Source organism: Mesorhizobium intechi, from assembly GCF_002879535.1.
GTDB lineage: Bacteria > Pseudomonadota > Alphaproteobacteria > Rhizobiales > Rhizobiaceae > Mesorhizobium > Mesorhizobium intechi.
In genome coordinates, this window is record NZ_PNOT02000209.1 from 1 (window position 1) to 11,566 (window position 11,566).

Genomic DNA, 11,566 nt, shown 5'->3' on the forward strand with positions numbered 1-11,566 from the left:
TGTGCCGGCCGATCTCGTCGCGCTGGAAAAACGCCTCGACGACGATTTTTACGCGGCCGGCACATAAGACCGGACTTTCGCTTCCTCATCAGGTCAAGTGAGGCGGAACCCGGAGACAAGCCGGCCGTTGGTTTCCTTCGCGACCAGATGGAGGACAAGATGATCCGATTGGCCGGACTGGCGATCCCCGCCCTCTTTCTCACAAGCGCGGCGTTCGCCCAGCAGGCGGACCAGCCGGTGCTGAAGGGCCCGGCCGCCTTCGGCGACTGGCATGCCGACAGACCGGGCGTGCGCCGCCTGATCAAGCCGGAAGACCTGCCGAAGCCTTACGTCACCAAGTCGGTGTCGAACAGCGCCGGCCTTGCCGACATGCCGGCGGGCGCGAAGCCGCAATTGCCGCGGGGTTTTTCGGCCGAGCTGATCGCCTCCGGCATCGACAATCCGCGCGCCGTGCGCGTCGCGCCCAATGGCGACCTGTTCGTCGCCGACAGCGAAGCCAACCAAGTCCGCGTCTATCGACTGGCCAAGGACAGCGCCAAGCCCACCGAGGACGGCATTTTCGCCGGCAATCTCAACCAGCCCTATGGCATTGCCTTCTATCCGCCAGGGAACGACCCGCAATGGGTCTATGTCGCCAACAGCGACAGCATCGTGCGCTTCGCCTACCGCAGTGGCGACCTGAAAGCATCCCGCGAACCGGAAGTCATCGTCGCCAACATTCCCTCGAACCATCACTGGACCCGCGACATCGTCTTTTCGCCAGATGGCAAGACGCTCTATCTGTCGGTCGGCTCCGGTTCGAACATCGCCGAGGACATGGGCAAGGCGCCGGATGGCGGCCTCGACGCATGGGTGAAATCGCAGCCGCTGGCCGCGAGCTGGGGTTCCGAAGAGGGGCGCGCCGACGTGCAGGCCTTCGATCCGGACGGCAAGAACGGCCGTATCGTCGCCACCGGCCTGCGCAACTGCTCGGGCATGACCATCCAGCCGGCGACCGGGGCGCTGTGGTGCGTCGTCAACGAGCGCGACGCGCTGGGCGACAATGTGCCGTTCGAATACGCCACCTCGGTCAAGGACGGCGCGTACTATGGCTGGCCCTGGTACTATATCGGCGACCACGAGGACCCGCGCCACAAGGGCGCGCGGCCCGATCTCGCCGGCAAGGCAACCATTCCCGACGTCCTTATGCAGGCGCATTCGGCGCCGCTCAACATCGCCTTCTACGATCGCAAGGACCTGCCCGCCGACAGCGGCTTTCCCAGGGAATACCGGGGCGATGCCTTCGTCGCCCTGCACGGTTCCTGGAATCGCGGCAACAGGACCGGCTACAAGGTCGTCCGCCTGCTGTTCAAGGATGGCAAGCCGACCGGCGAATATGAGGATTTCATGACCGGCTTCGTCGTTTCCAACGGCGAGGTATGGGGCCGACCGGTCGGCGTGGCGGTGGCCGCCGACGGCGCGCTGATCGTTACCGAGGACGGCAATGGCACGATCTGGCGCGTGACCTATGACGGCGGCCGTTCCTGAGGATTACCCCGATGGCGCGGCATCTGGTGCAACAGAATCCGACCGCCAGGGGATTCAATCCTGGCCCGTTCCGTGCGACAAGGCCGCCTCATCAGGACCCGTCGACCATGACCCTCACCGGCTTCCTCGCCTACAGTGCCGCCCTCGGCATCGCCGCCGCAATTCCCGGCCCCGGCGTCACCGCGCTGGTCGCGCGGGCGCTCGGCTCGGGTTTTCGCTCGTCCCTGGCCATGTCCTTTGGCCTGATGCTCGGCGACCTCACCTACCTGACCGCCGTGGTGCTCGGCCTCGCCTTCGTCGCGCAGACCTTCGGCTTGGTGTTCCTGGCCATCAAATGGGCCGGCGTTGCCTACCTGGCATTCCTGGGCTGGCGCTTCTGGACCGCGGGCATCACGCCCGAGACGGTCGAGGCCAGGAAGGGCAAGGGCGGACTGGTGTCGAGCTTTGTCGCCGGCCTCACCGTCACGCTCGGCAATCCGAAGACGATGATCTTCTATCTGGCGATAACGCCGACCATCGTCGACCTGAAGACGATCACGCTGGCCGATTACGGCATCCTCGCCGCGCTGACGGTGGTCGTGCTGTTCGTCGTGCTGGTTCCCTACCTGGCGCTCGCCGCCAAGGCGCGCTGGTTCCTGAAATCGCCGCGCGCGCTGAAGCTGCTGAACCGCACCGCCGCCGGCTTCATGGTCGGCGCCGCGGCAGCGATCGCGGCCCGCCAGTAGCCCCCTTTCAGCCAAAACATTCCGGGGTCGGGCTTCCCGGTGAAACGCTTTTCCGGGAGATCGGCGTTTTAGACACGGGCCCTACTCGGATATTTCCGGCCGACAGCTTATGTTGCGCGGCTGAAAGCCTTATCTTGCCTGCTGCAATGCCACTTGCCTGAAATCCTGGGAGCGAAACCAATGAACAAGCCCGTCACCTCCGCCCGCGTCCCCGGCCGCGGCCGCATCTACAGTTCCATCACCGACACGATCGGCGACACGCCCCTGGTCCGGCTGGACAAGTTCGCCAAGGAGAAGGGCGTCGTCGCCAATCTGGTCGCCAAGCTCGAATTCTTCAACCCGATCGCCTCGGTCAAGGACCGCATCGGCGTGGCGATGATCGAGGCGCTCGAGGCGGCCGGTAAGATTGCGCCCGGCAAGACCACGCTGATCGAGCCGACCTCGGGCAATACCGGCATCGCGCTCGCCTTCGCCGCCGCCGCCAAGGGCTACAAGCTGATCCTGACCATGCCCGAGACGATGTCGGTCGAGCGCCGCAAGATGCTGGCGCTGCTCGGCGCCGAACTGGTGCTGACCGAAGGTCCGAAAGGCATGAAGGGCGCCATCGCCAAGGCCGACGAACTGGCCGCGACGATCGCCAACGCCGTCATCCCGCAGCAGTTCGAAAACCCGGCCAATCCCGAAATCCACCGCAAGACGACGGCGCAGGAGATCTGGAACGACACACAGGGCGAGGTCGACATCTTCGTCGCCGGCATCGGCACGGGCGGCACCATCACCGGCGTCGGCCAGGTGCTGAAGAAGCTCAAGCCATCTGTGCGTGTCGTCGCCGTCGAGCCGGAAGCCTCGCCGGTGCTGTCGGGCGGCCAGCCCGGCCCGCACAAGATCCAGGGCATCGGCGCCGGCTTCGCGCCAAAAATCCTCGACACCACGATCTATGACGAGATCGTCAAGGTTTCCAACGAGGATTCGGTCGCCAATGCCCGGCTCGTCGCCCGTCTCGAAGGCGTGCCGGTCGGCATCTCGTCGGGTGCCGCCCTGCAGGCAGCAATCGTCGTCGGCTCGCGGCCGGAGAACAAGGGCAAGACCCTGGTCGTGGTCATTCCCGATTTCGCCGAACGCTACCTGTCGACGATCTTGTTCGAGGGGCTGGGGGCCTAGGTAAGCCCCATCGACGGGCCGCCGCGCGTTGCTGGCCCGTTGAAAATCCTGCCGTGGCGCCTGTGACCCGGCTTGAGCAGGGCCCTGCTTCCGGGTCATATCCCTCGGTCCGCTTCGCGCGGGCCAGGGGAGAATCTCATGTACAAGCTCTATACCCGTCCCGGCAGCGGCGGCTTCGTCGTCGAGGCAGCGCTGGCGCTGGCCAACGCGCCGTTCGAACAGGTCGACGTGCCGAAATCCGAGCGGCCCGATCCGGCCTTCCTCGAGATCAGCCCCCTGAACCAGGTTCCGGTGCTGATCTTGCCGGATGGACGCGCTATGACCGAATCGGCGGCAATCTGCATCCTGCTCGCCGAGCGCCATCCACAGGCCCGCCTGGCGCCGGCGGTCGATGCGCCCGCCCGCGCCGATTTCCTGCGCTGGATGGCCTTCATGTCGTCGATGCTCTACCCGGCAGTGCTGCGGTTCTACTACGCCCATCGCTACACGACCGACGCCGACGGCACGAAAGCGGTCAAGCAGGCGGCAGTCGCCGAGATGGACCGCGGCTTCGCCATCCTCGACAGCGCCCTGAAGGATCGTGACTGGCTGGTTGGCGACCAGATGTCGCTGGCCGACATCTATCTCGTCATGTTGGTGGCCTGGCATCCCGACATCGACAGCGCGCGGGCGGCATGGCCTGATATAGAACGTCTCTGGGCCAGGCTGCGCGGCCATCCGCTGCTGAAGACCATCAACACGTCGCACGAGATGTGGCCGGACTGAACGCCTGCGTGCAAGGCGGCGTCCCGCGACGCTTGGTTCAGTGTCTGAGCGCTGCCCTCTTGCCTTGCAGGAAGCGGCGCACCGCCGGATCGCGTTCGAGGCCGATCGCCCGGTCGTAGGCCTCGGTTGCCTGCGGCACCTGGCCGAGCCTGGCCAGCAGGCCGGCGCGCGCCGCCCAATACGGCTGATATCCATTGAGCCGCTTGTCGTCGCCCAGCACGTAAAGCGCCGCCAGCCCCGCCACGGCGCCCTCGGTCTCGGCAAGCGCCACCGCGCGGTTGATCGCCACCACCGGCGACCCGGCGATCGAAAACAGGGCGTCGTAGAGCGCGCGGATCGCCGGCCAGTCGGTGCGGCCGGTCAGCCGTCGCGCCGCATGGGCGGACTGGACGGCCGCCTCGAGCTGGTAGCGGCCGACCACACCGCTCGCCGCCGCATGGGACAGAAGCATCTCCGCCTCGTCGATCAGGGCACGGTCCCACAGGTCGCAGTCCTGCTCGGCCAGCGGCACGAAGTCGCCTTCGGCATTGCGCCGGGCGGCGCGGCGGGCCTCGGCAAACAGCATCAGCGCAAGCAGGCCAAGCGCTTCCGGCTCTTGCGGCATCAGCGTCGCCACCAGGCGGCCAAGCCAGATGCCCTCGGTGGCGAGGTTGCGGCGCTGCGTCTCGGTGCCGGCCGGATCGGACCAGCCTTCGGCGAAGGCCGCGTAGATCGCCTCCAGCACCGCGCCCAGCCGTTCGCCGAGCTCGGCCCGCTCCGGCACCCGGAACGGAATGCCGGTTTCGCGGATGCGCGTCTTGGCGCGCACCAGGCGCTGGCCCATCGTTGCCGGCGAGACCAGGAAAGCGGAAGCGATCGTCGCGGCATCGAAGCCCAGCACGGTCTGCAGGATGAGCGGCGCCCGCACGCCCGGTTCGATCGCCGGATGCGCGCAAGCAAACATCAGCCGCAGCCGTTCGTCGGGCAGCTCTTCGTCGGTCATGCGCGCCTCCATCTCCTCGGCAATCAGCTTGAGATGATCGCGGGCCGCCTCGCGGGTGAGCCGCCGGCGGACCGCATCGACCCGCCGCCGCCGCGCCACGGCAAGCAGCCAGGCTTCCGGCTTTTCAGGCACGCCTGATTTCGGCCAGCGTTCGAGCGCGGCGGCAAAGGCGTCCGCCAGCGCATCCTCGGCCGCGGTCACGTCGCGCGTGCGCGCCGCGAGCCAGGCGACCAGCTTGCCATAGCTCTGCCGGGCGGCGGCCTCGGCGGCCGCCCGGGCGATCTCCGGGCGACTGTCCATCACATGGTCATTTCCTGGCTCGTCGTCATTGCTTGGGCATGTAGTCGGCCAGTTCCCAGATCGGCCGCAACTCGACCGTGCCGGTGCTGGCCGCCGGACAGCGCGCCGCCCATTCAATGGCGGTGTCGATGTCGGCCGCTTCGATCATGTAGAAGCCGGCAAGCTGCTCCTTGGTGTCGGCATAGGGGCCGTCGATCACGTTGGTCTTGCCGTCGGCGATCCGCACCGAGGTGGTCGCCTGCGTCGGACGCAGCCGTTCGCCGGCCAGCCACGCGCCGGATTGCTTCAACGCTTCGGTATAGGCATAGTAGGCCGCGCTCATCTGCTGGGCCTTCTCGACCGGCATGGCCGCCATTGCGGCTTCGTCGTTGTTGATCATCAACATGTATCGCATGGGTCTTCTCCCGTGGTTTTGGAGGCCGCGTCCTTGCGGGGCCAGACGTATGTCGCGCGGCGTCGATCGATTTCGACAGGGCGCGGCAAAAAACTTTCGACTTCGTCACGCGCTTTCGCAAGGACCAGGTTTCGTCAAACGGCCTGCGGCGGCTGGCAATGACGCCCCGCCACACTATCCTTTGTGATCCAGGCACGTCACGCCAGGGATGGGAGATGAGCAATGGAACTCGTGACCCACAAGAAATTCAAAAGCGGCCGGCTGATGCCATGGGGCAAGGGGACGGTCGTCACCGGCGCGAAGGGATTTGTCTACCTGTGTGGAAACACGGCGACCGCCGCCGACTATGATCCGGCCAGCAAACAAGGCGGTCGTTTTGCTGGCGATGCGGCGGCGCAGTGGCTCGAGGTTCTGGGCAACATCAAAGCCGATCTGGAGGCGCTGGGCACCACGCTTGAACACCTCGTCAAACTGACCTTCTTCGTCAGAGGACCATTTCCCGACGGCGGCGTTCTCAGCTCTCCCAATTTTCGCCTGGACGTTCTGGACGCGTTCTTTGCCGAGCATTGCCCGAAGCACTGCAGCTACAACAACCCGCCGCCCTCGGAGGTGATTGGCGTTGCCGCGCTGGCCCAAGCCGACATCGTCATTGAAATTGTCGCCATAGCGGCCCTGCCGGATTGATCTCGGCCATGGCGTGCCGGCCTCACTGCCCGCGCACGAAGCCGCGGCACAGCACGCCGACGCCATTGAAGACGATCAGCGGATGCTGGCGTCGAAGGATGGTTCAGCGGGAGGACTGGGCTTGGCCGGACGTGACTGGGGCGGACTTGAATGGCAAGAATCGCTCACGCGGGCCTCGGCTGCTCGTGTCCTGGGACACCAGGCCAGCCGGGAGCGGGATCAAAGACGCGGCGATGTCGCACGACGCCTGTCGCTCAGAGCCGGGCGCTCGGAACGATAGGTGGTGGAACGGGTCGTGCTACCCGGCCTGCAGATGCGGCTGTTGTGGCGGCTCTCGAACGTCATGGTCAGTGCGCGCCCAGCGACGTGCCGCGACGGGCGCAAGCCGGACCGGGGCCGCGCATGTAGTAGCGCTCCGGCCGATAGGTCGGCGCGACGAATTCGCGGATGGCGGCGGCGTAGCCGATGAGGTGCGTGAGGAAGTTCATTTACCCTGTCCCTGTCCCGATTTTCGGATGTCCCTTCCGAATTGCGTGAAGGATAGCATCGAGGCGTGAATAGTCGGTGAACACGATGTTAATATCTGGTCGAAAACCCGTTGCTTCGTGGCCGGAATGCGGCTGATTCGGGGTGTTTCCGCGCCTTTTGTCGCCATTCCGGCCAGTGTGACTTTTGCATCACATATGTTTCGTTTGAATGTCGCCTGGGCGCGGTTCTGTTTCAACTTCCGACGGGGCCGACGGAATTTCCTTCCTCACGCAGGAAGGAAGGAACCGGCACACAAGGCGGACGTTGACCGTCGGGACTGGCATGGCCGGCCCGCGATTGCCTGCATCCCGCAGGCACGTACACCAACATCGCAAGAGCAAATGGAAAGGCTAGAACCATGGGCTTCTTTTCGAAGGACATCAAAACACTGGACGACCTGTTCGTGCACACGTTGCGCGACATCTATTACGCGGAGAAGCAGATCGAGAAGGCGTTGCCGAAGATGATCGACAAGGCCACCAACGCGCAGCTCAAAGCAGGCTTCGAAAAACATCTTGAACAGACCAAGGGTCATATCGAACGCGTCGAAGAGGTGTTCGAGCTGCATGGCGTCAAGGCGAAAGCGGTCGACTGCCCGGCCATTGACGGCATCCTCGAGGAAGCCGACGAGGTGAGCGGCGACATCGCCGACAAGGAGGTCCTTGACGCGGCCCTGATCGCCTCTGCGCAGGCAGTCGAGCATTACGAAATGACCCGCTACGGCACGCTGATTGCATGGGCCAAGCAACTGGGCCGCAGCGATTGCGCCAATGTACTGGCGAAGAATCTCAAGGAAGAGCAAGCGACCGATCGCAAGCTCACCGAGCTGGCGGAAAGCAAGATCAATCTCCAGGCTGCCGAATAGGTGGGGATGGCAGGCAAGGTCGGCGCGGCGGGGGCGCCGACTTGCCTTGTCGCGCGGTCGGAACCGGAATGGGCTTTGCCCGTTCTGGATTGAACGCATTGCAAGGAGTTTGTCATGGCGCCGCGTCCAGCCTGGAAGGGCTACCTGAAGCTTTCGCTGGTCACCTGCGCGGTCGAACTGACCAATGTCGTCACCCATACCGAAAGGGTTTCGTTTCGCATCCTCAACCGCAAGACCGGCAATACGGTGAAGCGCATCTATGTCGACGCCGAAACCGGCAAGCCGCTGGACGACGGCGACGAGATCAAGGGCTATGAATTGGACGACGGCGATTTCGTCCGTATCGAGGAAGACGAGATCGAGGCGGTGCAGATCGAATCCTCGCACACGATGAGCCTCGACGGTTTCGTCGACAAAGCTTCGATCCAGCAGATCTATCTCGACACGCCTTATTATGTCGCGCCGGCCGACAAAGTGTCGGAAGAGGCGTTCGCCGTCATCCGCGATGCCATGGCCGCGAAGAAGATGGCCGGGCTGGCGCGCATCGTGCTCTACCAACGCGAACGCCCCGTGGTCATCGAACCGCTCGGCAAGGGCATGGTGCTGACGACGCTGCGCTACGACAATACGGTGCGCCAGCCGGACAGCGTGTTCGGCGAGATCAAGGCGGTGAAGACCGACCAGGAGATGACCGATCTCGCCGAACTGATCATCGACAAGAAGAAAGCCAAGTTCGACCCGTCGAAATTCGACGACAAATATGAGGAGGCGTTGCTCGAACTGATCCGCGCCAAGAAGGCGGGACACAAGGCGCCCAAGGCCAAGGCGGCGCCGAAGCCCTCCAATGTCGTCGATCTGTTCGACGCGCTGAAGAAGAGCCTGTCGTCGGATGCCGGCTCGCCAAAACCATCATCGGCGAAAGCCAAGCCGAAAGCGGCCGCGCCCAAGCGCAAATCGGCCTGAGGACATCAGATGGCCGACCTCGAACAATATTACGCCAAGCGCGATTTCAAGAAAACCTCGGAACCGGCCGGCAAGGTCGGTCGCACGAAAGGGAGCGAAGCGGGCGGCATCTTCGTCATTCACAAGCACGCGGCGACAAGGCTGCATTACGACCTTCGCCTCGAGCATGGCGGCGTGCTGTGGAGCTGGGCGGTGACGCGGGGCCCCAGCCTCGATCCGCATGAAAAACGGCTCGCCGTTCATGTCGAGGACCACCCGATCGACTATGCGCCGTTCGAGGGCACGATCCCGAAGGGTGAGTATGGCGGCGGCTCCGTGATCGTCTGGGACGAGGGAACGTGGGTTCCGGAGACCGACCCGGCCAAGGCGATGAAGAAGGGCCATATCAGTTTCGAGCTCAACGGCCACAAGCTGCATGGGCTGTGGCATCTGGTGCGGCTGAAACCCCGCGCGGGTGAAAAGCGCGACAACTGGCTCTTGATCAAGTCGGACGATGCCGCAGCGCGCCCGGGCGAGGACATTTTGAAGGAGAAGCCGGAATCGGTGAAGTCGGGCCTGACGATCGAAGAGGTCGGCGAAGGCAAGGCCGCCAAGGGCAAGAAGCCCGAGGTCTGGCATTCGAACAAGCCGGCCGCCGGCAAGGCGAAGGCAGCGGCGCGCAAACTCGACTTCATCGAGCCGCAGCTGGCGACCCTGGAGAGGGATGCACCGCCCGGCAAGGACTGGCTGCATGAGGTCAAATTCGACGGCTATCGCATGCAGGCGCAGATCGCCGGCACTGAGGTGCGGCTGCTGACGCGCACCGGCCTCGACTGGACCGACAAGTTTGGAAGCGAGATCATCGCGGAGCTCGCCGGGCTGAAATGCAGCGACGCTATCCTGGACGGAGAGATCGTCGTACTGGCCGACAGCGGCGTCTCGTCCTTCGCGCTGCTGCAGCAGGATCTCTCGGCGAAGCGGTCAAATCGCTTCGTCTATTATGTGTTCGACCTGATGCGGCTCGACGGCAAGGACTTGCGCGGTGAGCCGCTGGTCGAGCGCAAGCAGGCCTTGCAGGAGCTGCTCGGCAAGCAGCCCGAGAACCCGGCGGTGCGTTTCTCCGACCATTTTTCCGAGCCCGGCAAGATCATGCTGGAGCATGCGTGCCGCATGGGGCTGGAAGGCGTTGTCTCCAAACGCGCCGATGCGCCCTATCGCAGCGGCCGCGGGCCGACCTGGGTGAAGTCGAAATGCACGGCCCGGCAGGAATTCGTCATCGGCGGCTATCTGCCGTCGGACAAGACCGGGCGTGGGCTGCGCTCGCTGCTGGTCGGCTATTACGAGGGCGGCAAACTGCATTATGCCGGCCGGGTCGGCACCGGTTTTTCCGCCAAGGGCGCCACCGCGCTGAAGAAGAAGCTGGACGCGCTGACGGCGAACGCTTCGCCCTTCGACAAGGCCGTGCCGAAAGGCAAGGGCCTGGTCTGGGTCAAGCCGGAGCTTGTCGCCGAGGTGGAGTTTCGCAGCTGGACGTCGGACCGTATAATACGCCATGCTTCGTTCCAGGGGCTGCGCGAGGACAAGCCGGCGGAGGACGTTGTGCAGGAAAAGCCCAAGGCAGCGACAGGCAGGGCAAGGCCGGCCTCGAGCGGCACCGGCGCCGCGACGATGACGACCAGCGTAAAACTCTCTCATCCAGACAAACTGCTATGGCCCGACGAAAAGATTTCCAAGCAGCGCCTGCTCGACCATTACGCCGAGGTTTGGCCCCGCATGAAGCAGTTCGTCGTCAACCGGCCGCTCAGCCTGGTGCGGGCGCCGGACGGCATCGGTGGCCCGCGCTTCTTCCAGAAACATGCCTCGGCCGGCATGAGCGACAGAATAGCCCGGATGAAGGACCCGACGGATGGCGAGGAAATCCTGTTCGTGCGGGATTTCGACGGTGTCGCGGCGCTCGTCCAGTATGGCGTGGTCGAGATCCACATCTGGGGCTGCACGATCGACAAGCTTGAACAGCCGGACCAGATCATCTTCGATCTCGACCCCGATGAAGGCGTCGATGTCAAAGCGGTGCGCGAGGCGGCCCTCGACATCCGGGGCAAGCTCGACGAGCTGTCGCTGCCGAACTTCGTCAAGACATCGGGCGGCAAGGGCTATCATGTGCTGGTGCCGCTGAAACCATCGGCGGACTGGGGGGCGGTGAAGACCTTCGCCCATGATTTCGCGAAGGCGCTCGAACAGGCTGCGCCCGACCGCTACACGGCGACGCTGTCGAAGAAGGCGCGGACCGGGAAGATCTTCGTCGACTATCTGCGCAACGGCCGCGGCTCGACGACGGTCGCGCCCTATTCCTCGCGGGCCAAGAAGGGGGCCACCGTATCGATGCCGGTGACCTGGGCCGAGATCGAGGCCGGCCTGGCGCCGAACGCGTTCCCGATCGGCGACAAGACGACGCAAGCGAGGCTGGCGGAAGCCGATCCGTGGGTGGATTTCTTCAAGCAGGCCAAGGTGCTGAAGCGGGGGTAGTTCGCCGGCTCACGCCAAAAACACCTTCTCGAAGGCCTGCTTGCCCGGCGGCGAGAAAATCACCGCGCGGCTGTCTTTCTCGCGACGCGCCCATTTTTCAAGAAGGATCTTGTCGAGGATGGCCGCGCCCAGCGTGCCGGCGAGATGCGAGCGGCGCACGCTCCAGT

General features: G+C 64.7%; 11 protein-coding genes and 1 pseudogene. 8 read left to right on the forward strand and 4 right to left on the reverse strand.

What is annotated here, in order from left to right; all coding sequences use genetic code 11:
- Nucleotides 1-159 precede the first annotated feature (159 nt).
- From C1D09_RS17570 to C1D09_RS17585, 4 genes are all read left to right on the forward strand, one after another.
- A complete protein-coding gene (locus C1D09_RS17570) occupies nucleotides 160-1,527 on the forward strand; it encodes a PQQ-dependent sugar dehydrogenase (protein WP_143975507.1) in 1,368 nt (455 codons plus the stop codon).
- A gap of 107 nt (nucleotides 1,528-1,634) precedes the next feature.
- A complete protein-coding gene (locus tag C1D09_RS17575) occupies nucleotides 1,635-2,252 on the forward strand; it encodes a LysE family translocator (protein ID WP_143975508.1) in 618 nt (205 codons plus the stop codon).
- Nucleotides 2,253-2,432: 180 nt separating this feature from the next.
- Nucleotides 2,433-3,413, forward strand: coding sequence for a cysteine synthase A (gene cysK / locus C1D09_RS17580; protein ID WP_143975509.1), 981 nt, complete (start codon nucleotides 2,433-2,435; stop codon nucleotides 3,411-3,413).
- 138 nt (nucleotides 3,414-3,551) lie between these two features.
- Entirely contained in the window at nucleotides 3,552-4,178 is a 627-nt protein-coding gene (locus C1D09_RS17585; RefSeq protein ID WP_143975510.1) for a glutathione S-transferase family protein, read from the forward strand.
- Nucleotides 4,179-4,215: 37 nt separating this feature from the next.
- On the opposite strand, the gene C1D09_RS17590 is transcribed toward C1D09_RS17585, so the two are convergent.
- Together C1D09_RS17590 and C1D09_RS17595 are read right to left on the reverse strand one after the other, a co-directional pair.
- Nucleotides 4,216-5,460 carry an RNA polymerase sigma factor gene (locus tag C1D09_RS17590; RefSeq protein ID WP_143975511.1) on the reverse strand — a complete coding sequence of 415 codons (1,245 nt, stop codon included), beginning with the start codon at nucleotides 5,458-5,460 and terminating at the stop codon, nucleotides 4,216-4,218.
- Nucleotides 5,461-5,485: 25 nt separating this feature from the next.
- Nucleotides 5,486-5,854, reverse strand: a complete 369-nt coding sequence (locus C1D09_RS17595) for a YciI family protein (protein ID WP_143975512.1) — start codon at nucleotides 5,852-5,854, stop codon at nucleotides 5,486-5,488.
- 222 nt (nucleotides 5,855-6,076) lie between these two features.
- Between C1D09_RS17595 and C1D09_RS17600 the strand changes: the two genes are divergently transcribed.
- On the forward strand, nucleotides 6,077-6,538 hold the full coding sequence (locus tag C1D09_RS17600; RefSeq protein WP_143975513.1) for a RidA family protein: 462 nt from the start codon (nucleotides 6,077-6,079) through the stop codon (nucleotides 6,536-6,538).
- A gap of 347 nt (nucleotides 6,539-6,885) precedes the next feature.
- Here the strand turns inward: C1D09_RS17600 and C1D09_RS17605 are convergent, their stop codons facing one another.
- Nucleotides 6,886-7,026, reverse strand: a complete 141-nt coding sequence (locus tag C1D09_RS17605; protein ID WP_013892047.1) for a hypothetical protein — start codon at nucleotides 7,024-7,026, stop codon at nucleotides 6,886-6,888.
- Nucleotides 7,027-7,424: 398 nt separating this feature from the next.
- On the opposite strand from C1D09_RS17605, the gene C1D09_RS17610 reads away from it, so the two are divergent.
- From C1D09_RS17610 to ligD, 3 genes are all read left to right on the forward strand, one after another.
- Nucleotides 7,425-7,931: a YciE/YciF ferroxidase family protein gene (locus tag C1D09_RS17610; RefSeq protein ID WP_143975514.1), complete on the forward strand. Its 507-nt coding sequence runs from the start codon at nucleotides 7,425-7,427 to the stop codon at nucleotides 7,929-7,931.
- Between the two features lie 114 nt (nucleotides 7,932-8,045).
- Nucleotides 8,046-8,894 (forward strand): non-homologous end joining protein Ku, encoded by an 849-nt coding sequence (ku, locus tag C1D09_RS17615; RefSeq protein ID WP_143975515.1) that lies wholly within the window; start codon nucleotides 8,046-8,048, stop codon nucleotides 8,892-8,894.
- Between the two features lie 9 nt (nucleotides 8,895-8,903).
- Nucleotides 8,904-11,399: a DNA ligase D gene (ligD, locus tag C1D09_RS17620; protein ID WP_143975516.1), complete on the forward strand. Its 2,496-nt coding sequence runs from the start codon at nucleotides 8,904-8,906 to the stop codon at nucleotides 11,397-11,399.
- Between the two features lie 9 nt (nucleotides 11,400-11,408).
- Here ligD and C1D09_RS33820 read toward each other — a convergent pair.
- A pseudogene (locus tag C1D09_RS33820) lies at nucleotides 11,409-11,566 on the reverse strand (transcriptional regulator); the annotation flags it as partial.

What these genes read in the sequence shown, in the direction of transcription:
- ku (WP_143975515.1), top strand. Translation starts at nt 8,046, where the DNA reads ATGGCGCCGCGTCCAGCCTGGAAGGGCTACCTGAAGCTTTCGCTGGTC.
- cysK (WP_143975509.1), top strand. Translation starts at nt 2,433, where the DNA reads ATGAACAAGCCCGTCACCTCCGCCCGCGTCCCCGGCCGCGGCCGCATC.
- C1D09_RS17575 (WP_143975508.1), top strand. Translation starts at nt 1,635, where the DNA reads ATGACCCTCACCGGCTTCCTCGCCTACAGTGCCGCCCTCGGCATCGCC.
- C1D09_RS17570 (WP_143975507.1), top strand. Translation starts at nt 160, where the DNA reads ATGATCCGATTGGCCGGACTGGCGATCCCCGCCCTCTTTCTCACAAGC.
- C1D09_RS17600 (WP_143975513.1), top strand. Translation starts at nt 6,077, where the DNA reads ATGGAACTCGTGACCCACAAGAAATTCAAAAGCGGCCGGCTGATGCCA.
- C1D09_RS17590 (WP_143975511.1), bottom strand. Translation starts at nt 5,460, where the DNA reads ATGGACAGTCGCCCGGAGATCGCCCGGGCGGCCGCCGAGGCCGCCGCC.
- C1D09_RS17585 (WP_143975510.1), top strand. Translation starts at nt 3,552, where the DNA reads ATGTACAAGCTCTATACCCGTCCCGGCAGCGGCGGCTTCGTCGTCGAG.
- C1D09_RS17610 (WP_143975514.1), top strand. Translation starts at nt 7,425, where the DNA reads ATGGGCTTCTTTTCGAAGGACATCAAAACACTGGACGACCTGTTCGTG.
- C1D09_RS17595 (WP_143975512.1), bottom strand. Translation starts at nt 5,854, where the DNA reads ATGCGATACATGTTGATGATCAACAACGACGAAGCCGCAATGGCGGCC.
- ligD (WP_143975516.1), top strand. Translation starts at nt 8,904, where the DNA reads ATGGCCGACCTCGAACAATATTACGCCAAGCGCGATTTCAAGAAAACC.
- C1D09_RS17605 (WP_013892047.1), bottom strand. Translation starts at nt 7,026, where the DNA reads ATGAACTTCCTCACGCACCTCATCGGCTACGCCGCCGCCATCCGCGAA.